Here is a 19,848-nt window from a genome sequence, read left to right as displayed (position 1 = left end):
CTTGCGGGGGGTGGTACGGGGAGGTTCAGACGAGGGACCCGTAGAGGGCGGGGCGGCGGTCCAGCAGATACGGGTTGTTCTCGCGGGACGCGGCGAGGAGGACGGGGTCGGCGTCGGCGAGGACGAGTTCCTCGGCGCGGCCGGCCCGGGCGCGGGCGACTCCGTCGGGGGCGGCGAGCGTGGACAGGCCCACGAACTCGAACTCGCCCTCCCGGCCGACCCGGTTCACGTAGGCGATGTACATCTGGTTCTCGAACGCCCGCACCGGCACGACGGACTCGGCGACGAACTGGAACGGGTGCAGCTGCGCCGTGGGCACCAGGAGGAGATCGGTGCCGGCGAGCGCGTGGGCGCGTACGTTCTCCGGGAACTCGACGTCGTAGCAGATCATCAGGCCGATGGTGAGGCCGTCGAGTTCGGCCTGGACGACGGTCCGCTCCCCCGGGGTGAAGTGCTCCCGTTCGAAGCAGCCGTAGAGGTGGGTCTTGCGGTAGTTCGCCAGGCGGGTGCCGTCGGCGGAGACGAGCTGGACGGAGTTGTACACCGTGTCGCCGTCGCGTTCCGGGTAGCCGTAGGCGACGGCGAGGCCGTGCCGGGTGGCGGTCTCCGCGACCGCGTCGGCCGCGTCGCCGTCGGCGGGCTCGGCGAGCCGGCCGAGGTCGTCGCCGATCGCGTACCCGGTCAGGAACAGCTCCGGGGTGACGAGCAGCCCGGCGCCCGCGGCGGCGGCGCGGCCGGCCGCCGCGTCGAGGACCTTGAGGTTCTCGACGACGGATCCGGGCCGGCCGGAGCTCTGGAGCAGGGCGGTGCGCATGCGTGTTCCTCACCGGTACGCGGAGGTTTCGGGGGCCAGATAGACGGTACGGTCGGGCGGCTCGGCGGGACAAGGAGAAGCCGTTGCGCGCCGGTGAGCGGTTTGTTGCGTCCGGAGCGGGGTGGGCGGCGATTCGTTGCACGAGGCCGGACGGGCCGGTGGAGGTGCCCGCTTCCCGACCGGCGCGGGCCCCCGGCGCGGCCCCGCGCCGGGGGTGCCCCGCTCGGTGGTGGCCGGGCCGTGTTCGCGCAGCCCAGCGCCGGCGGGGTGCCGTCGCGCCCACCTCCCCCATCGCCCCAGCGGCACGGCAAGCCCGCGGAAGTGGCAGGGCGGCCGGCAGGCGCGTACGGCGCGGAGGGGACGGGGCGGGGGTGTTCGCCCGCAGTGGCTGGCGCGTCCGCGCCGTAAGCCTCTCCAGGCAACGCAGTCGCGCCAGTCCGAGGACGGACACCTCCGACCCGGCCCCGGCCCACCCACCGGCGGGGCGCCGGGGGCGTTACGGCCGTGCCTTCGCACCCCCCGCCCTCACCAGCAGCACCGCCGCCGTCGCCAGGTACGGCACCGCGAACACCGTGAAGGCGGTGGCGTGCGAGGTCCCCGAGGCGATCAGGGCGTAGCCGCCGAAGACCGCGATCGTCGCCAGTTCCGTGCCCAGTCCCGCGACCGAGGTCAGGGTGGCCCGCCCGGTGTCCTCGATGCGCCGCTGGAGCCGGGCGTCGGCCAGCACGGTCGCCGCCTGGAAGCCACCGAACGCGAGGGCGACGAGGACGAGACCCCACGGGGTGCCGTCGCCCGCGCCGACGGCCAGGGCGAGCCCGGCACCGGCCAGCACGGCGGCGAGACCCCCCGTACCGAGCCGCTCACCCTCCCCCGCCAGCAGGCTTCCGGCGGTTGCGCCGGCCCAGATCAGCAGGAGCAGGTAGGGCACCGTCCCGTCGGCCACCCCGGTTCCCCGGACCAGCAGCGGCGTGTACTCGTCGAGGGCGCCCCAGACCGCGCTCACGGCCGGGACCAGCAGCAGCGCCCCGCGCACGGACCGGTCGGCGCGGGCCTCGGCGAGTCCGGCGCGCAGGGCCGCCGTCCAGCTCTCGTGCCCCTCGGCCGGGGAGCGGTGCTCGGGGAACCGGAGTGCCGTGGCGGCCGCCAGCAGACACACCAGCACGCTGGCGGCGCCGACGGCGGTGTGACCGCCCCAGGCGAGCACGGGACCGGCGAGTCCCATCGCCGCCATCACGGCGACCAGACCGGCGGCCCTGGCCCGCCCCATGATCCGGGCGTAACGGTCGGCCGCGTCGAGCCGTTCCAGCTCGTCGTAGACCAGCGCCTCCAGCGCGCCGGAGCCGAGCGCTCCGCCGGCACCCCACAGTACGAAGCCGACGGCGAAGGCGCCGTACGACGGGAGCAGCACCCACAGGGCGAAGCCGGCGGCGGTCAGCAGCGGGCCGAGCCACAGCAGCAGCCGGCGGGAGACCGCGTCGGCCCAGGCGCCGGAGGGGACCTCCAGCAGCACGCCGGTGACCGACCAGAGGGCGAACAGGGAGGAGATCTGCCAGACGGACAGACCGGTGTCGCTGAACAGCAGCGCGTACACCGGGTAGAGCAGGACGAACTCTTCGAGGAACGAGTAGCCGTACAGCGTGGTCGTCAGCCGTCGCACGCGGACGTCGGAGGCACGCGTGGGCGTGAGAGTCATGAGGCCTTCCCATAAGGGCGTTTCGGACACCGGACGTCGAGGACGTGCGGCGTCCGAGGCGGCCCTCGGGAGGCGTGGCCGGTGGATCAATGTCGCCAGGTCATGGAACCCATGCTAGACCGGCCACCACGGGTCCTGCCCGGCATTTCCCACGGTCGCCGCTCAGCGTTCCCGGGCGGTGAGCGGGGGCGGCAGCACGACGTCGCCGCTGCGCTTGAGGCGCTGCCAGGGCAGCCGGTAGCCGTTGACCGCGGTGAGGCAGGCCTGGACGAGCACCAGGTACATGAGCTGGCGGTAGACGATCTGCTGCAGCGGGAGCGCCCACAGCGGCCGGAGGCTCTCGCCGTCGAGGCGGAAGGCGTAGGCCGCGCAGACGGTCTGCACGGCCAGTACGCCGGTCCACGCCAGCATGGTGGTGAGCGGGTTCCCGAACACCAGGCCGTAGACGGTCAGCAGGTCGATGAGCGGGGCGAGGAGCGGCGTGAGGATCTGGAAGACGGTCAGCAGCGGCAGGCCGAGGCGGCCGAAGTGTCCCGCGTGGCCGCGCTCGACCAGCGCGTGCCGGTGTTTCCACGCGGCCTGCATGGTGCCGTAGCTCCAGCGGTAGCGCTGGATCCACAGCTGGCGCAGTGAGGCCGGCACCTCGGTCCAGGCGAGCGCGTCCTCGGCGTAGCGGATCTCCCACCCGGCCCGGTGCAGGGCCATGGTGATGTCGGTGTCCTCGGCGAGGGTGTCGCCGCTCATCGTCCCGGCGTCCCGCAGGGCCGTGACGCGGAAGGCCCCGACGGCGCCGGGGACGGTCGGCAGGCAGCGCAGCAGGTCGTACATGCGGCGGTCCAGGTTGAAGCCCATCACGTACTCGATGTGCTGCCAACGGCCCAGCAGGCCACGGCGGTTGCCCACCTTCGCGTTGCCGGCGGTGGCACCGACGGCAGGGTCGGCGAACGGCTGGACGAGGCGCCGGACGGTCGAGGGGGCGAAGACCGTGTCGGCGTCGAGCATGACGACGAGATCGTGGGAGGCCCGCCGGACGCCGGTGTTGAGGGCCGAGGCCTTGCCGCCGTTCGGTTGCCGGACGACGGTGACCGCCTGGAGGCCGAGTGACTCCGCGATGTCGGCGGTGCCGTCGTCGGAGCCGTCGTCCACGACGACGATCTCGACGGGGTGGTCGCCTGCCGCGAGCGAGCGGAGCGTCTTGGCGATGCACAGGCTCTCGTTGTGCGCGGGTACGACGACGCTGACGGGCCGGGTGACGGGAGGGCCGGGGGCGTGGCGCGGGCGCCGGCGGGCGTGGTGGCGGGCGAGGACCAGCAGCAGCGCGCACCGGCCGAGGACGAGGGAACCGACGACCAGCAGCAGCACGCCGATGACCGACATCGCCGTACCCGACACGGTCACGGCGGCCACGAACACCCGTCCCTTCCACAGGGTTGCGGTGTCGACGCGGCTGGTGAGGCTGTCGGTGCCGAGGACGTCGGCGAGGGTGGTGAAGCGGTACCCCTGGGCCTGGAGCCGGGGGATCAGATCGTCGAGGGCCGCCACGGTCTGGGACCGGTCCCCTCCCGCGTCGTGCATGAGGACGACCGTTCCCCGGCCCGGCGCGCTCGGTGTGGCCGCCTCGGCGATCGCGCGGGCTCCCGGCCGCTGCCAGTCCTTCGTGTCCTGATCGATGAAGGCCAGGATGTAGCCCTTGCCGCCCAGGTACCGGGCGACGGACCAGTCCGCCCGGTCCAGGGCGGCGGTCGTCGAGGAGTAGGGCATCCGCAGGAGCGAGCTGTTGATGCCCGCGGCCCCGGCGAGGGCGAGCTGCGTCAGCGCCAGCTCGCGGTCGACGTCGCTCGCGGACTGGGTGGAGAGGTCCCGGTGGGAGAAGGTGTGCACGCCGATCTCGTGGCCGGACCGGATGACGTCACGCAGGATCCCGGGGTGGCGCACCGCCTGCTGACCGGTGACGAAGAAGGTGCCGGGCGTGCCGTGGCGGTCGAGGACGGCCCGGATGCGGGGCGTCCACACGGGATCCGGGCCGTCGTCGAAGCTGAGGACGACCGTCCGGTCGGGCACCCGGTAGGTGCTCGGGCGGTCGCGGGTGGTGTCGACGACCGGGCCGCCGCCGGTGACCTCCCGGGGTAGCCCGGTGGCCGGCTGCCCGGTGCGCCCCTCCTGGTCCCCGGAGAAGGTCCGGGTCGTGTACCCCTCGGTCAGCAGTACCGAGACCACGAAGGCCAGCACGGCAAGCGGGACGACGATGCGGAAGCGGTGCCGGGGCCGCGGTGATGCCCGGTGGTGCCGCGGGCCGGTTCGCGTCCGTGGGGGGCGGACCGGGCGGTCGGGGCGGCGGCGCATCAGGAGGTCCCGGCCGCGGGCGCGTCACCGGGCGGGGAGCTGCCCGGGGCATCGGGCGGTGCCTGCGACGGCTCGGACGGACCGGAGGGCGGGCCCGGCTCCGGCGTTCCCGGCGGGGGCTCGGGGGCGGGCGGCTCGTCCGTACCCGCCGGCGGGCCGTCCGGGCTCGGCGGCGGATCGTCCGGGGCCGGCGGCGGGGCGGGATCGCTTCCCGTGCCGGGCGCGGGTGCGGTCGGATCGCCGGGGGCGGGGGCGCCGGGCTCCTGCGACGGCGGCGGAACTCCCGTCCCGGGCGACTCCGGTCCGGCCGGGACCGTGGACACCGGACCTCCGGGGACGAGCGGGACCGCGGGGATGAGGAGCGGGCCGACGGGCGACATGAGCGGCGGCACCGGCGGGGCGCCCGGACCGAATGCCGCGCCGGCGTCGCCGGGACCGCCGCGCTCCGGGTCGAGCACGCCGCTGGGCGGCAGGGGTCCGTCGTCCGGGCCCCGCCGTTCCGGCGCCGTCGGCGCCGTGGTCTCGCCGGGCAGGGGTGGCAGCAGGGCGCCCGGCGCGAAGGGCGTCGCCCCCATGAGGCTCAGTCCCAGCACCGCCAGGTACGCGGCCGCCGTTCCGGCCACGCCGTACCCGGTGCGCCGGAGAATCCGCGCGCGCCTGCCGGTGGAGTCGACGAACACGGGGAGGTTCGGATCAGCCGATGGACCGATCCCCGTATGTCCGGAATCGTCCTGACTCCGCATGAAGCCAGCGTACGCCGCCGGTACGGGCCTGCCTACGTGGGCGAACCCGAGGAGAACCGCCGCAGCAACGGTGACAGGACCAGCACGGACTTGGTCCGCTCCACGAACGGCTCGCCCGCGATGCGCTCCAGGACCCGCTCGAAATGCCGCATGTCGGAGGCGAAGACCTGGGCGACCGCGTCGGCGTCGCCGGTGACGGTGGAGGCGGACACGACCTCCTGGTAGCGCTCCAGGCCCCGCTGGATGGTCTCCGGGGAGGTGTTGCTGCGGCAGTAGATCTCGACGAACCCCTCCGTCTCCCAGCCGAGGGCGGCGGGGTCGACGCGGACGGTGAATCCGGTGATCGCCCCGGTGGCGCGCAGCCGGTCCACCCGCCGTTTCACGGCGGGCGCGGAGAGGCCGACGAGCTGGCCGATGTCCGCGTAGGAGCGGCGGGCGTCCTCGGCGAGGGCGTGCACGATGCGTTCGTCGAGATCGTTCAGCACTGCGGGTGGTTCACTTCGCTTCAGGTGTGGCCGGTGCGGCGAGCCGGGAGCGGCGGTAGCCGTACAGGAAGTAGAACACGAGCCCGACGGCCATCCAGACGCCGAAGACCACCCAGGTGACGGTGGACAGGCTGCCCATCATCCACAGGCAGAACGCGAGGCCGAGGGCGGGCAGCACCGGCGACAGCGGCACCCGGAAGGTGCGGGGCATGTCGGGGCGGGACCGGCGCAGCACCACCACGGCCACGTTGACCAGGGCGAACGCGAACAGGGTGCCGATGCTGGTGGCGTCGGCGAGCTGGCCGAGCGGGATCGCGGCGGCGAGCACGCCGCAGAAGAGGGAGACGATCAGGGTGTTGGTGCGCGGTGTGCCGGTCTTCGGGCTGACCCTGCCGAACACCTTGGGCACGAGCCCGTCCCGGGACATGGCGAACAGGATGCGGGTCTGGCCGTAGAGCACGGTCAGGACGACGCTGGCGATGGCGATGACGGCGCAGAACGCCAGCAGGGTGCCCCAGAAGGTCTGGCCGGTGACCTCGCTCATGATCTGGGCGAGCGCGGCCTCGGAGTCGGTGAAGTCCCGCCAGGGCTTGGCGCCCACGGCGACGGCGGCGACCAGGACGTACAGCGCGGTGATGATGGCGAGCGACAGCAGGATGGCGCGGGGCAGGTCGCGCTGGGCGTTCCTGGCCTCCTCACCGGCGGTGGAGGCGGCGTCGAACCCGATGTAGGAGAAGAACAGGGTCGCCCCGGCCGCGCTGACGCCGGCCATGCCGAGCGGCATGAAGTTCTCGTAGTTGCCGGAGCGGAAGCCCTGGACGCCGATGGCGCAGAACAGCACCAGCGCGCCGATCTTCACGACGACCATGATCGTGTTGGCGCGGGCGGACTCGCGTGCGCCGCCCATCAGGAAGGCCATGGCGAGCAGGACGACGATCAGCGCGGGCAGGTTGAAGACGCCTCCGTCGCCGGGCGGGGCGGACAGCGCGGCCGGGATGGTGACGCCGATGGTGCCGTCGAGCAGTTCGTTGAGGTACTCGCCCCAGCCGACGGCGACGGCGGCGACCGACACGCCGTACTCCAGCATCAGGCACCAGCCGCAGACCCAGGCGATCAGTTCGCCCATCGTTGCGTACGCATACGAGTAGGAGGAGCCGGAGACCGGGATGGTGCCCGCCAGCTCGGCGTAGGAGAGGGCGGAGAAGAGAGCCGTCAGACCGGCTATGACGAAGGACAGCGTGACCGCCGGGCCGGCCTTGGGGACGGCCTCGCCGAGGACCACGAAGATGCCGGTGCCGAGGGTGGCACCGATGCTGATCATGGTCAGCTGCCACAGCCCGAGGGAGCGGCGCAGGGACCCGCCCTCGCCCTGGCCGCCCTCGGCGACCAGGCGTTCCACGGGCTTACGGCGCATGAGGCGCGCGCCGGCGCCCGGGGACTGCGGGGCGGCGGGACTGCCGTTGTGCGGGGGTGCGCCTTGGTCGAGCACGCGCTGACTCCTTCGTCACTGCCGGTCTTCCGCGGCAGGGACCGACGGCGTCCCGCGACAGCCGGGACCCGCCGAGCGGGGTCCCCGCCGCACCACGTACAGCGCGTAACCCTACGAGGTTCCTCATTGCTCCTGAAATGCAGCAACCTTGCGCACCTCCGCAAGATCATTGCGTTACTCGCGGGGACGCGGGTGTTCGTTGCGCGGGGGCTTTCGACCGTTGCGTCCCGGGCCCGGACGCACCGCGGCCCCCGCTTCTCCCGGGGCGGGAGCGGCGGGGGCCGGACGGCGGCGGGAGCCGTCAGTTCCAGCTGGCGTGGAGCGGTTTGCCCTCGGCGTAGCCGGCGGCGCTCTGGATGCCGACGACGGCCTTCTCGGCGAACTCCTCCAGCGAGGCGGCACCGGCGTAGGTGCACGAGGAGCGCACGCCCGCGATGATCGAGTCGATCAGGTCCTCGACGCCGGGACGCTCCGTGTCGAGGAACATGCGTGAGGTGGAGATGCCCTCCTCGAACAGACCCTTGCGGGCACGGTCGTAGGCGGACTCCTCCGAGGTGCGGTTGCGCACGGCACGCGCGGAGGCCATGCCGAAGGACTCCTTGTAGGGGCGGCCGTTCGCGTCGTGCTGCAGGTCGCCGGGGGACTCGTAGGTCCCGGCGAACCAGGAGCCGATCATCACGTTGGACGCGCCGGCCGCGAGCGCCATCGCCACGTCGCGCGGGTGGCGGACGCCGCCGTCGGCCCACACGTGCTTGCCGTACTTCCTCGCCTCGGCGGCGCACTCCAGGACGGCCGAGAACTGCGGCCGGCCGACGCCGGTCATCATGCGGGTGGTGCACATGGCGCCGGGGCCGACACCGACCTTGACGATGTCCGCGCCGGCCTCGATCAGGTCGCGGACGCCCTCGGCGGAGACGATGTTGCCGGCGACGACCGGCACCCGCGGGTCGAGGTCGCGCACCAGCTTCACGGCGCTGATCATCGACTCCTGGTGGCCGTGCGCCGTGTCGATGACGAGGGTGTCCACGCCCGCCTCGAGCAACTGCTGCGCCTTGCCCGCCACGTCGCCGTTGATCCCGACGGCGGCGGCGATGCGGAGCCTGCCCCGGGCGTCGGTGGCCGGGGTGTACAGCGTGGCGCGCAGGGCGCCCTTGCGGGTGAGGATCCCGGCCAGGCGGCCGTCCTTGTCCACGGCGGGCGCGTAGCGGCGGTTGGCCGTGTCGAGGGTGTTGAAGGCCTCGCGCGGGTCCATGTCGGCGTCGATGAGGATCAGGTCCTTGGACATGACCTCTTCGAGCTGGGTGAAGCGGTCCACGCCGGACAGGTCGGTGTCGGTGACCACGCCGACCGGCCGGTGTCCGTCGTCGACGACGACGCCCGCGTTGTGGGCGCGCTTGGGCAGCAGGGCGAGCGCGTCGGCGACGGTCTGGTGCGGGGCCAGCACGATGGGGGTGTCCAGGACCAGGTGACGGCCCTTCACCCAGGAGACGACCTCGGCGACGACCTCGATCGGGATGTCCTGCGGAATGACCACCAGTCCGCCGCGGCGCGCCACGGTCTCGGCCATGCGGCGCCCGGCGATGGCGGTCATGTTGGCGACGACGAGCGGGATGGTGGTGCCCGTGCCGTCCGGGGAGCTGAGGTCCACACCCTGCCGCGAGCCGACCGCGGAGCGGCTTGGCACCATGAAGACGTCGTCGTACGTCAGGTCGTACGCGGGCTGGATGTCGTTGAGGAAACGCACGTGCTGCACATCCCAGTCGATCAGAGGTGGCCCCCGGACAGGTCAGCCAGGGGGAAGAGCACGTACCTCATTGTCCCATGTCGACCGGTACGCCTTCCCCGGTCGCATCGTCCAAGCCGGTCGGAGCGGTGCCAGGAGGTTCCTCCAAGAAAAGGCCGGCGGCCCGCGAGGCCGGGCCCGGCAGCCGCGCTGAGCGGGCCGACGGCGAGCAGCATCCGGCGGACACCGCCGCCGGCCTCCGGGAGGCGGAGGGGCGGGGCCTGCCGCGGCGTCGTGCGGCCGGTGCCGCGGCCCGGCCCCGCCTCACCCGCTGTTCAGGGGCCGTCCGGGTCCGCGCGGTTGAGGGCGGACCGCGGGGTGGTGCCCGCCGTCATCAGGTAGTCCGCGGCCGATGTGTCCGTGACCAGGCTGGTGACGAGACCTGAGCGCAGTACGGCGTCGATCGCGGGCCCCTTGCGCTGGCCGCCGGCGATCGCGACGACCTCCGGGACCCGGCGGAGCTGGTCTGTCTTGACCGTGATGCACCGCTCCCCCAGGTCGCGGCCGACCCGGCGCCCCTCGGCGTCGAAGAGATGCGCGGACATCTCCGCGGCGACACCGAGCGAGGCGTAGTGCGCCCGCTCCTCGTCGCTGAGCATGTCGTGCACCGTCGAGATGCCCGGCTCCCAGGAGCCGATGGAGACACAGGCGACCGTGACCTTGTCGAAGTACTCGAAGGCCCGCGCGATCCCCGTCTGGTGACGCAGCGCCTGAGCGGTGGCCGCGTCCGGCAGCAGCATCGGCGCGTAGATGGGGTGGGCGTCGCCCCCCGACACCTGCGCCGCGCGCCGCACGGCCTCCACCGAGCCGCGCTCGGCGGTCCCGGCGTCGTACACGCCCGTCAGCTGCACGACCGTGCAGGGCGGCAGCCGGTCCAGGGCCGCCGCCATGTGGATGGTGGAGCGGCCCCAGGCAAGGCCCAGCACGTCTCCCTCGTTGACCAGTTCGGCGAGCAGGTCGGCGGCCACCTCTCCCAGGTTCTCGGGGTCGGGTGTCTCCTCGGCCTCGGCCGGGGACTCGACCACGACGGCGTGCCTGAGGCCGTAGCGGGCGCGGAGCGCGTCGGAGCGCTCGGCGTCCAGCTCGGCCGGCACACGGATCTCGATCCGTACGAGATCCCGTTCGAGGGCGGTCTCCAGGACCCGGGCCACCTTGAAGCGGCTGACGCCGAACTCCTCCGCGATCTGGATCTTGGACTTGCCCTCGAGGTAGAAGCGGCGGGCCATGGCCGCCGCCTGCACCAGCTCAGCGGGTCCCATCCGCATGGCTGACCGGCCCGCCGACATACCCGACACGGCGATCTCCTCACTGCTGTTCACACTCTGGATTCGCCGTTCATCCTTGCAGATCCGGCGCTGTCGATCAGCCCTGCTGGGCGCCGTTCACGTTCCTGACGCTCAGTGGTCGCCTGCCCACGATGCCCTGGCCGTGGCGTCCTCGGCCTGCTTGCGCAATGCACGTACCGCCTCGGCCGGATCCGAGGCCCCGTACACGGCGGAACCCGCGACGAAGACATCGGCGCCGGCGTCGGCGCACTGCTCGATGGTGGAGGCCGAGACACCGCCGTCGACCTGGAGCCAGAGCTCGAGGCCGTGCTTGCTGATCAACTCGCGGGTGCGGCGAATCTTCGGAAGCATGATGTCGAGAAACGCCTGGCCCCCGAATCCCGGCTCCACGGTCATGATCAGCAGCATGTCGAGTTCGGGGAGCAGGTCCTCGTACGGCTCGACCGGGGTCGCCGGCCTGAGCGCCATGGAGGCACGGGCGCCCTTGGCACGGATCTCCCGGGCCAGCCGCACGGGCGCGGTGGCCGCCTCGACATGGAAGGTGACGGAACCGGCCCCCGCCTCGACGTACTGGGGCGCCCACCGATCGGGGGCCTCGATCATCAGATGGCAGTCCAGCGGGGTGTCCGTCGCACGGGCGAGCGACTCTACGACCGGCACGCCGAGCGTGAGGTTCGGGACGAAATGGTTGTCCATGACGTCGACGTGGAGCCAGTCGGCTCCCTCCGCCGCCTTGGCCTCGTCCGCGAGGCGGGCGAAGTCGGCGGACAGGATGCTGGGGCTGATCTGCGGGGCCATGGCCCAAGCGTATGCGCTGCGCCGTACTTGGGGGGCGGGGCCCCCAGGAGGCCGGTGCTCCGGTCCTGCCGCGGACCGCGTGCGGCGGGCCGCGCCGAGCGGCCGGGCCGCCGGCTCCAGCGCCCCGCGCCGTAAACCCCGGTCCTGCCGCGGAGGTCTTCATGACGGGTGAACGAGGCATCGCTCAACTGGTGTGCGGGCGGCGTTCCAAGTGGCTGGTGCTCGTGCTGTGGCTGGTGGTGCTGTTCGTGACGGCACCCCTCGCGCAGAGGCTCACCGACGCCCAGGACAACGACGCGGCGTCCTGGCTGCCGGGCTCCGCGGAGTCGACACAGGTGCTGGAGATCTCCGAGGACTTCAGGCCCGAGCAGATCCCGGCGATCGTGGTCTACGCACGGGACAGCGGGCTGACGGCCGCCGACCGGGAGCGGATCGCCGAGGACGTGGAGCAGCTCGGGCAGTTGAGCGACCACGGCATCAGGGGAGACGAGACCCGGGGCCCGGTGTTCGACCGGCGGACCGATCCGCGGGCCGCGCAGGTCTTCGTGCCGATCACGATGGACGAGCAGGGCTGGGAGCGGATCGGGCCGGCGGTCGACTCGATCCGGGACGACGTCGGCGAGAGCGTCGACGGGCTCGCCGTGCACATCACGGGCCCGGGGGGTACGTCGGCGGACTTCGCCGAGGGGTTCGAGGGCATCGACTCGACGCTGCTGTTCTCCGCGATGGCCGTCGTCGTCGTGATGCTGCTGATCACCTATCGCAGTCCGACCCTGCTGCTGGTGCCGCTGTTCTCGGTGATCGTCGCGCTGTTCGCGGCGCAGGCCCTGGTCTATCTGCTGGCCGAGCACGGCGGGCTCACGGTCAACGGGCAGAGTGCCGGCATCCTGCTGGTCCTCGTCTTCGGAGCGGGCACCGACTACGCCCTGCTGCTGGTCGCCCGCTACCGCGAGGAGCTGCGCCGGCACGAGGACCGGCACGAGGCGATGGCGCTGGCCCTGCACCGCGCGGGCCCCGCCGTGCTCGCCTCCGGTGCGACCGTCGTGGCGAGCATGCTGGTGCTGCTGGCCGCCGAGATGAACTCCACCCGGGGTCTCGGCCCGGTCGCCGCGATCGGTGTCGCGGTGGCCCTGCTGGCGCTGCTGACGCTCTTCCCGGCGCTGCTGGTCATCTTCGGCCGCTGGATCTTCTGGCCGGTGATCCCGCACCACGGGACCCCCGACCCGACGGAGCGGGGAAAGTGGGCCCACATGGGCCGCCGGATCGCGCGCCGCCCGCGGACGGTGTGGGCCGTGACCGCCGCCGTGCTGGCGATCTGTTCGCTGGGCCTGATCCAGCTCCGCGCCGAGGGGATCGGCAACGCGGACGCGTTCACCGGGAAACCGGACTCGATCACCGGCCAGGAGGTCTCCGCGCGGTACTTCCCGGCGGGCAGCGGCGATCCGCTCGTCGTCGTCAGCAATCAGGCGCAGGCCGAGCAGGTGGGCCGCGCGGTCGCGGGCACGGAAGGGGTCGTCCCGGAGTCCCTCGGGCTTCCGCCGGGCACGAAGCCGTCCTTCGAGGGCAAGGTGCTCTTCGAGGCCACCATGACCGCCCCCGCGGACAGCGAGGCGGCGAAACAGACCGTCGAGCGGGTACGGGACGCCGTGCACGCGGTGCCGGACGCCGAGGCGCAGGTGGGCGGCGGCACGGCGGCGCTGCTGGACATGGACAGGGCGACCACCCACGACAACATGCTGATCATCCCACTGGTGCTGGTCGTGGTCATGCTGATCCTGTGCGCCCTGCTGCGCGCCCTGATCGCCCCGCTGCTGCTGATCGCGACGGTGATCCTGTCGTTCGCGGCGGCGCTCGGACTCAGCGCGCTGGCCTTCCGGTACGTGTTCGACTACGCGGGCGAGCCGACCGACTTCCCGCTGTTCGTCTTCGTCTTCCTGGTGGCGCTGGGCATCGACTACAACATCTTCCTGACCACCCGCATCCGCGAGGAGGCCGCCCGCCAGGGCACCCGGCCCGGCGTGATCACCGGCCTCGCGGCCACGGGCGCCGTCATCACCTCGGCCGGTCTGGTCCTCGCCGGCACCTTCGCGGCGCTCGCCACGCTCCCGATGGTCGCGTTCGCCGAGATCGGCTTCGCGGTCGCCCTGGGCGTGCTCATCGACACCTTCGTGGTGCGGTCGGTCCTGGTGACGGCGCTGTTCCTGGACGTGGGGCCCAAGGTGTGGTGGCCCCACCGGCTGGCCCGGGAGGACGACGGCGGTGAGGTGCGGGAGCCCGGGGCGGACGTCAGCCGGTCCGGCGGATGAGAGCCAGATACATCGCGTCGGTCCCGTGCAGGTGCGGCCACAGCTGGATGTCGGGACCCTCGCCCAGGTCCGGTACGCCGGGCAGCAGCGGCCGGGCGTCGATCAGGTCGGTGTCCGGGAACTGCTTGAGGAGGTCGGCGACCACGGCCCGGGTCTCCGCGAGGTGCGGCGAACAGGTGGCGTACCCGACGACACCGCCCACCCGCACCGACTCCAGGGCGCTGCGCAGCAGGCCGCGCTGGAGCGGCGCGAAGCCCTCCAGGTCCTCCGGGCGGCGCCGCCAGCGCGCCTCGGGGCGCCGCCGCAGCGCGCCCAGCCCGGTGCACGGCACGTCGACCAGCACCCGGTCGAAGCTGCCGGGGCGCCACGGCGGCCGCGTCCCGTCGGCGGCGACCACCTGATAGGGCCCGGGGTTCCCGGCGAGCGCCCTGGCCACGAGGCCGGCCCGGTGCGGCTGCTTCTCGGAGGCGAGCAGCACGGCACCGCGCCCGGCGGCGAGCGCCCCGAGCAGGGCGGCCTTGCCGCCGGGGCCGGCGCACCCGTCCAGCCACATCCGGTCGCGGCCCTCCACGGGCGCGCCCGCGAGCGCGAGCGCCACGAGCTGGCTGCCCTCGTCCTGGACACCGGCCCGGCCCTCGGCGACCGCCGTGACCGCGCCCGGCTCCCCGCCCTCGGTCAGCCGCACCGCGTACGGCGACCAGCGGCCGGGCAGGGCGGCCTCCTCCTCGAGCAGTTCGGTGGTCGTCGCCCGTCCGGGGCGGGCGACCAGGGTCACCTCGGGCCGCTCGTTGTCGGCCCGCAGCAACTCCTCGATCCCGGCACGTCCGCCCCCGAGGGAGTCCCACAGCGCGGAGACCACCCAGCGGGGGTGCGAGTGCACGACGGCGAGATGGTCCTCGGGGTCCTCGTCGTAGGGCGGCGCGACCCGCTCGAGCCAGCCGTCGAGGTCGTCCTGGGCGATCTTCCGCAGCACCGCGTTGACGAACTTGGCGCGTCCGTCGCCGAGCACCACCCGGGCCAGCTCGACGGAGGCGGACACGGCGGCGTGCGTCGGGATCCGCGTGCCGAGGAGCTGGTGCGCGCCGAGGCTCAGCACGTCCAGCACCGGCGGGTCCACCTCGCGCAGCGGCCGGTCGACGCAGGCCGCCACGATCGCGTCGTAGGTCCCCTGCCGGCGCAGCGTGCCGTACACCAGCTCGGTGGCGAGGGCGGCGTCCCGGGCGTCGAAGCCGCCGGCCTCGCGCGCCCTGCGCAGCAGCGGGGGCAGGACGAGGTTGGCGTACGCGTCGCGCTCGTCCACGGCCCGCAGGGCCTCGAAGGCGAGGACGCGGACGGGGTCCTTCTTGGGCCGGCGGTAGGGCTTGGCGGGCTTGCGGGGCCGACGGGGCTGGTCGCTCACGAAAAGGTGCTCCGGATGTGGGATGAAGTGCGCGGTCAAGCCTACGTCGTCCAGGCTCCGGGGGCTCAGGCGCCGACGGTCTCCCCGGCCGTGATCCGCACGCCGCGCGCCCAGTCGGCCGCCCGCATCGGCTTCTTGCCCTGGGCCTGCACCCACAGCAGTTCCACGGCGTACGAGGCGGTGCCCACGTACACGTTGTTCTTGCCGGCGGACAGCTGCCCGGGCGCGAGATCGGTGATCTCCGGTACGGGGCCGGCCTGGACGATCTTCAGGCGCTCGCCCCGGAAGGTGGTCCAGGCGCCGGGCGCGGGGGTGCAGCCGCGCACCACGCGGTCCACGCGCAGCGCCGGGGTGTTCCAGTCGACGCGGGCGTCCTCGACGGTGACCTTCGGGGCGAGGCTGATGCCGTCGGCGGGCTGCGGTACGGCCTTCAGGCTGCCGGCCTCGATCCCGTCCATGGTCGCGGCGAGCAGGCCGGCGCCGGCGAACGCGAGCCGGGTGAGCAGGTCGCCGCTGGTGTCGGTGGGGCGGATCTCCTCGGTGACGGTGCCGTAGACGGGCCCGGAGTCCAGGCCCTCCTCGATGAGGAAGGTGGCGGCCCCCGTGATCTCGTCGCCCGCCATGATGGCGTGCTGCACGGGCGCGGCGCCGCGCCAGGCGGGCAGCAGTGAGAAGTGCAGGTTGACCCAGCCCCGGGCGGGGATGTCGAGCGCGGCCCTGGGCAGGAGGGCGCCGTAGGCGACGACGGGGCAGCAGTCCGGCGCGATCCGCTCCAGCCGCTCGAGGAAGTCCGGGTCCCGGGGCCTGACCGGCTTCAGCACCTCGATCCCGGCCTCCTCGGCGCGTTCGGCGACGGGCGAGGCGACCAGTCTGCGCCCGCGCCCGGAGGGCGCGTCGGGCCGTGTGACGACGGCGGCCACCTCGTGCCGCCCGGAGGCGAGAAGAGCGTCCAGTGCGGGAACGGCGACCTCGGGGGTACCGGCGAAGACGAGCTTCATGGAGTGCTTGGGCCTCTCGGGCGGGGGCGGCTGGGGGCAGCGCACCAGTCTATGGGGCCGGGCAGGAAGCCCCCGTACAGGGACGGCCGCGGGCTGCGGGGCACCTCCGCCGGGGGCGTACGCATATGCCGCCGCGCCCCCACCCCGTGACCCGCGGAGCGCATACGCGTTGGTCAAGAGAGAGTTGACCCCGGGCCCCGAAACGGGCTCATTCCTTTCAACGCCGGTTCGAGAGGCTTGTTCATGGCCGACCATGCACCCCACGACGCCCAGGCTCGGGCCAGCCTGCACTTGCTGGTGCGGGACATCGAGCGGGTCCGCCGGCAGGTGGACGCGCTGCGCACGCTCACCGCCCAGCTGGGCAACGTCTACCGCCCGCGCCGCTCCGGCCCCTCCACGGGCTTCGTCGTCTACGGACGGGCGCCCGCCCCGACGGTCCGTCTCGCCCAGGAACTGCGGGACAGTGTCGAGACCCTGGTCACGGCCGCCGTCGACTTCGACCGCTCACTCGGCTTCTCGTGGGACGCGGTGGGCTCCGCGCTGGGAGTCACCAAGCAGGCGGTGCACCGCCGTTACGGCGCCCGCCGCCCCGCCGACCGGACGCCGGCCGCCACCGCCGAGGCCGAGCGCACGCCGGAGTCCCCGGGCACCCACGCGGTCAACGTGGGCGCCGGCGTCTCCACGGTGCCGACGGTCCCCGCCGCCCGCTCCATGCCGACCCAGCCCACGGCCGGCAGCCCGTCCCTCCGCGACGAGCCACGCCCCACGGTCTTCCCCGCGCCCCGCAACGGCTGAGCCGCCCCCACCCCCGCCCTCCCGGGCGCACCGCCTCCGGGAGGGCGCCGCACGTCCGTCACCGGCAGGATGAGCGCGCTTCCCGCTCAGCCGATGTCCAGCGGGTCGATCCGGACCCACACGGGGGCGTTTCCGCCCCGGGCCATGCGGGCCGCCTGCGCCGCCTTCAGGGCCGCGGCCAGTGCGGCGCCGTGGCCGGGGGGGACCCGGATCAGCGCCCGGTCCCAGTGCTCCCCCGGCGGGGGCGCGCCCGGGCGTCGCGGGCGGCCTGCCGCGGTGACCGGCAGGGGAACCGGTCCCAGGATCTCCGCCCGCGCGGGCAGCTCCACCGCGCGGAGGAACTCGGTCACCGCCTCGCCCGGTCCCGACACCGCCGCCATCCGCGACACCGGCGGGAAGCCCAGTTCGCCCCGCTCCGCCAGTTCCCGCACCGCGTGGCCGACCGGGTCCCACCGCACCAGCGCCTGCACCGGCCGCAGGGTCGGCTCCGCGACCACCACCACCGTGCCGCCCGCCGGCTGCGGACGGACCAGCGCCGCCGCGCCGGTCCAGCGGCGCAGCGCGTCCTCCCCGGAGCGCAGATCGGGCCGGCCCAGCATGGCCCATCCGTCCAGCAGCAGCGCCGCGGCGTAGCCGCCCTCGGCCACCGGTTCCGCCCCGGGAGTGCTGACCACCAGCGCGGGCGACCCCGGCACCGTGTCCAGCACGTGCTCGCGTCCCGAGGTCCGCACCGGGACAGCGGGGAAGGCCCGGCCCAGCTCCTCGGCGGTCCGCCGCGCCCCCACCACCTGGGCCCGCAACCGGAACCCGCCGCACTCGGGGCAGTGCCAGCCGCTCTCCTCGCGCCCGCACCATCCGCACCGCAGATCGTCGGACCCCTGTGCCTCCAGCGGCCCGGCGCAGTGCCGGCACCGCGCCGGAGCCCGGCAGGCGGCACACGCCATCCGCGGCACGTACCCGCGCCGGGGCACCTGTACGAGCACCGGCCCGTGCCGCAGGCCCTCCCGGACGGCCTGCCAGGCGAGCGTCGGCAGCCGCGCCGCGCGGGCCGCCTCGTCCCGCGCGAGATCCTGGTCACCCACGGTCCGCACCAGCGGCGCGGCGGCCCGTACCCGCTCCCTCGTGGCGACCAGCGGTCTGGCCCAGCCGGTGTCCACGAGCTGGGCGGCCTCCACGGTGCAGCTCCAGCCGCCCAGCAGGAAGGCGCACTTGTCCTGCGCCGCCCTCAGCAGCAGCACCTCGCGGGCGTGCGGCTGCGGGGCGTGCTGCTCGCTGTGGCTGTCGTCGCCGTCGTCCCAGACGGCGACCAGGCCGAGGTCCCGGACCGGCGCGAACATCGCCGCCCGCGTCCCGACGACGGCCCGCACGGAGCCCCGCCGCACGGCGAGCCACCGCGCGTACCGCTTCTCGGGCCCGGCGTCGGCGGTGAGGACCGCGTGCCGCCCCTCCCCCAGCAGTCCGGTGAGCGCGGCGTCCACGCGGGCCACGGCGCGACCGTCCGGCAGGACGACCAGCGCGCCGCGTCCGGAGGCCAGGGTGGCGGCGACGGCCCGGGCCAGTTCCTCGCTCCACTGCGGGCCGGGCAGCGCGTTCCACACGGCCCGTGGGGCGCCTCCGGAGGCCAGCGACTCCAGGAACGCGGGCCCCTGCTCGTACCGGTCCCAGGAGCCGGGCCCGGGCGCCGGGGGCGGGGGCTGCGGGTCGGGCGAGGGCCGCCGCTCGGCGCGGGCGTTGCGCGGCGGCACGGCGAGCTGGAGGACGTCGGCGAGGCTGCCCGCGTACCGGTCGGCCACCGCGCGGGCGAGCCCCAGCAGCTCCTCGTCGAGCACCCGCTCGGGCGAGACGACCTGGGCCAGCGCCGCCAGGGGGCCCGCGTAGTCGGACTCGGCGCGCCGCTCGACCAGGAAACCGTCGATCAGTCCGCCGCCCTCGCGCCGGCCCCCGCGCACCCGGTGCCGGCCGGCACCGAACCGCACCCGCACGCGGACGCCGGGCTGGGCGTCGGCGTCCAGCTCCTCGGGCACGGCGTAGTCGAAGTACCGGTCGAGATGAAGCACGCCCTTGTCGACGAGGACCCTGGCGACGGGCCGGTCCTTCGCGAGCGCGGCGCCCCGCCAGGTACGGGGTTTGGCGCGGGGCGTGCCGGCCTGGCGCACGCTCTCCCGGATGAGCGCGAGCTGCTCGGGCGGCGCACCCTCCGCGTCGCCGTCCGGCCGTCCGTTCTCGCTGCTCACGCCTGCATTCTTACCAAACACGACTGACAGCGGCGCCGGGCCCGAGATCGGCCGTGGGTACGGACGGACGCCCGGAGGCGCTTCTGCCTTGGTCCACTCGGCCACACCGGTCCAGGACCGGCGGCAGGATTCGAACCTGCGAGGGTCGTCACCCGGAAGTATCCGTGCCCCTCGCACCGGGCCGTGGCGCCGCCGCGGTGTCCAGCGTAGGGCTCACCCGTGCGGCGAGCACGGGCTTTTCGCGGCGTAGCCGCCGCGCACGGCACGCCGGGGCCCGGCGACCCCTCGGAAGGGACGCCGGGCCTCGGGGGACGCGGGGTGGGACCTACAGTCCGGCGGCCTTGCGCAGGGCGTCGACGCGGTCGGTGCGCTCCCAGGTGAAGTCGGGCAGCTCACGGCCGAAGTGGCCGTAGGCGGCGGTCTGGGCGTAGATCGGGCGCAGCAGGTCCAGGTCGCGGATGATGGCGGCCGGGCGGAGGTCGAAGACCTCGTCGATGGCCCGCTCGATCCTCTCGGTGTCGACCTTGGCGGTGCCGAAGGTCTCCACGAACAGACCCACCGGCTCGGCCTTGCCGATCGCGTACGCCACCTGCACCTCGCAGCGCGCGGCCAGCCCGGCCGCCACCACGTTCTTGGCGACCCAGCGCATCGCGTACGCCGCCGAGCGGTCCACCTTGGAGGG

15 protein-coding genes are annotated in these 19,848 nt (G+C 74.1%); 2 read left to right on the top strand and 13 right to left on the bottom strand.

Features of this window, described 5'->3' with window-relative positions; translation table 11 throughout:
* Positions 1 to 25: 25 nt before the first annotated feature.
* From F1615_RS32030 to rpe, 9 genes are all read right to left on the bottom strand, one after another.
* Positions 26 to 814, bottom strand: coding sequence for a carbon-nitrogen hydrolase family protein (locus F1615_RS32030; RefSeq protein ID WP_149552542.1), 789 nt, complete (start codon positions 812 to 814; stop codon positions 26 to 28).
* Positions 815 to 1,310: 496 nt separating this feature from the next.
* Positions 1,311 to 2,507, bottom strand: a complete 1,197-nt coding sequence (locus F1615_RS32025; protein WP_149552541.1) for an MFS transporter — start codon at positions 2,505 to 2,507, stop codon at positions 1,311 to 1,313.
* Positions 2,508 to 2,669: 162 nt separating this feature from the next.
* Positions 2,670 to 4,850: a bifunctional polysaccharide deacetylase/glycosyltransferase family 2 protein gene (locus tag F1615_RS32020; RefSeq protein WP_149552540.1), complete on the bottom strand. Its 2,181-nt coding sequence runs from the start codon at positions 4,848 to 4,850 to the stop codon at positions 2,670 to 2,672.
* Positions 4,850 to 5,530: a hypothetical protein gene (locus F1615_RS32015; RefSeq protein ID WP_149552539.1), complete on the bottom strand. Its 681-nt coding sequence runs from the start codon at positions 5,528 to 5,530 to the stop codon at positions 4,850 to 4,852. Before F1615_RS32015 ends, F1615_RS32020 begins: the two co-directional genes overlap by 1 nt.
* Positions 5,531 to 5,625: 95 nt before the next feature.
* Complete coding sequence (locus F1615_RS32010) at positions 5,626 to 6,078, bottom strand: Lrp/AsnC family transcriptional regulator (protein ID WP_019523726.1); 453 nt, start codon at positions 6,076 to 6,078, stop codon at positions 5,626 to 5,628.
* Positions 6,079 to 6,088: 10 nt separating this feature from the next.
* Positions 6,089 to 7,567 (bottom strand): amino acid permease, encoded by a 1,479-nt coding sequence (locus F1615_RS32005; RefSeq protein WP_149552538.1) that lies wholly within the window; start codon positions 7,565 to 7,567, stop codon positions 6,089 to 6,091.
* 301 nt (positions 7,568 to 7,868) lie between these two features.
* Positions 7,869 to 9,311, bottom strand: a complete 1,443-nt coding sequence (locus tag F1615_RS32000) for a GuaB1 family IMP dehydrogenase-related protein (protein ID WP_167533921.1) — start codon at positions 9,309 to 9,311, stop codon at positions 7,869 to 7,871.
* Between the two features lie 314 nt (positions 9,312 to 9,625).
* Positions 9,626 to 10,669 (bottom strand): sugar-binding transcriptional regulator, encoded by a 1,044-nt coding sequence (locus F1615_RS31995; protein WP_149552536.1) that lies wholly within the window; start codon positions 10,667 to 10,669, stop codon positions 9,626 to 9,628.
* 78 nt (positions 10,670 to 10,747) lie between these two features.
* Complete coding sequence (gene rpe / locus F1615_RS31990) at positions 10,748 to 11,434, bottom strand: ribulose-phosphate 3-epimerase (RefSeq protein ID WP_149552535.1); 687 nt, start codon at positions 11,432 to 11,434, stop codon at positions 10,748 to 10,750.
* Between the two features lie 161 nt (positions 11,435 to 11,595).
* Between rpe and F1615_RS31985 the strand changes: the two genes are divergently transcribed.
* Positions 11,596 to 13,740 carry an MMPL family transporter gene (locus tag F1615_RS31985; protein WP_149552534.1) on the top strand — a complete coding sequence of 715 codons (2,145 nt, stop codon included), beginning with the start codon at positions 11,596 to 11,598 and terminating at the stop codon, positions 13,738 to 13,740.
* Here the strand turns inward: F1615_RS31985 and F1615_RS31980 are convergent.
* Both F1615_RS31980 and fmt read right to left on the bottom strand, forming a co-directional pair.
* The gene (locus F1615_RS31980) at positions 13,721 to 15,139 is read right to left on the bottom strand and encodes an RsmB/NOP family class I SAM-dependent RNA methyltransferase (RefSeq protein WP_149552533.1); all 1,419 of its coding nucleotides are present in this window, start codon (positions 15,137 to 15,139) and stop codon (positions 13,721 to 13,723) included. The two genes, F1615_RS31985 and F1615_RS31980, sit on opposite strands and share 20 nt — an antisense overlap.
* A gap of 65 nt (positions 15,140 to 15,204) precedes the next feature.
* A complete protein-coding gene (gene fmt, locus F1615_RS31975; protein ID WP_149552532.1) occupies positions 15,205 to 16,137 on the bottom strand; it encodes a methionyl-tRNA formyltransferase in 933 nt (310 codons plus the stop codon).
* A 243-nt stretch (positions 16,138 to 16,380) separates the two neighbouring features.
* Here fmt and F1615_RS31970 point away from each other — a divergent pair, with 243 nt between their 5' ends.
* Positions 16,381 to 16,932: a hypothetical protein gene (locus tag F1615_RS31970; protein WP_149552531.1), complete on the top strand. Its 552-nt coding sequence runs from the start codon at positions 16,381 to 16,383 to the stop codon at positions 16,930 to 16,932.
* 86 nt (positions 16,933 to 17,018) lie between these two features.
* Here F1615_RS31970 and F1615_RS31965 read toward each other — a convergent pair whose 3' ends face one another.
* The gene (locus F1615_RS31965) at positions 17,019 to 19,166 is read right to left on the bottom strand and encodes a primosomal protein N' (RefSeq protein WP_149552530.1); all 2,148 of its coding nucleotides are present in this window, start codon (positions 19,164 to 19,166) and stop codon (positions 17,019 to 17,021) included.
* 325 nt (positions 19,167 to 19,491) lie between these two features.
* Positions 19,492 to 19,848 (bottom strand): methionine adenosyltransferase domain-containing protein (locus F1615_RS31960; RefSeq protein WP_167533920.1); only part of this gene is annotated, 357 nt, incomplete at its 5' end.

The sequence above is a fragment of the Streptomyces marokkonensis genome (assembly GCF_008312835.1).
GTDB classification, from domain to species: domain Bacteria; phylum Actinomycetota; class Actinomycetes; order Streptomycetales; family Streptomycetaceae; genus Streptomyces; species Streptomyces marokkonensis_A.
Note: the sequence above shows the minus strand (reverse complement) of the source record. Positions and strands in the feature narration are given on the sequence as shown.

What these genes read in the sequence shown, in the direction of transcription:
- F1615_RS32030 (WP_149552542.1), bottom strand. Translation starts at nt 814, where the DNA reads ATGCGCACCGCCCTGCTCCAGAGCTCCGGCCGGCCCGGATCCGTCGTC.
- fmt (WP_149552532.1), bottom strand. Translation starts at nt 16,137, where the DNA reads ATGAAGCTCGTCTTCGCCGGTACCCCCGAGGTCGCCGTTCCCGCACTG.
- F1615_RS31970 (WP_149552531.1), top strand. Translation starts at nt 16,381, where the DNA reads ATGGCCGACCATGCACCCCACGACGCCCAGGCTCGGGCCAGCCTGCAC.
- F1615_RS32025 (WP_149552541.1), bottom strand. Translation starts at nt 2,507, where the DNA reads ATGACTCTCACGCCCACGCGTGCCTCCGACGTCCGCGTGCGACGGCTG.
- F1615_RS32020 (WP_149552540.1), bottom strand. Translation starts at nt 4,850, where the DNA reads ATGCGCCGCCGCCCCGACCGCCCGGTCCGCCCCCCACGGACGCGAACC.
- rpe (WP_149552535.1), bottom strand. Translation starts at nt 11,434, where the DNA reads ATGGCCCCGCAGATCAGCCCCAGCATCCTGTCCGCCGACTTCGCCCGC.
- F1615_RS31985 (WP_149552534.1), top strand. Translation starts at nt 11,596, where the DNA reads ATGACGGGTGAACGAGGCATCGCTCAACTGGTGTGCGGGCGGCGTTCC.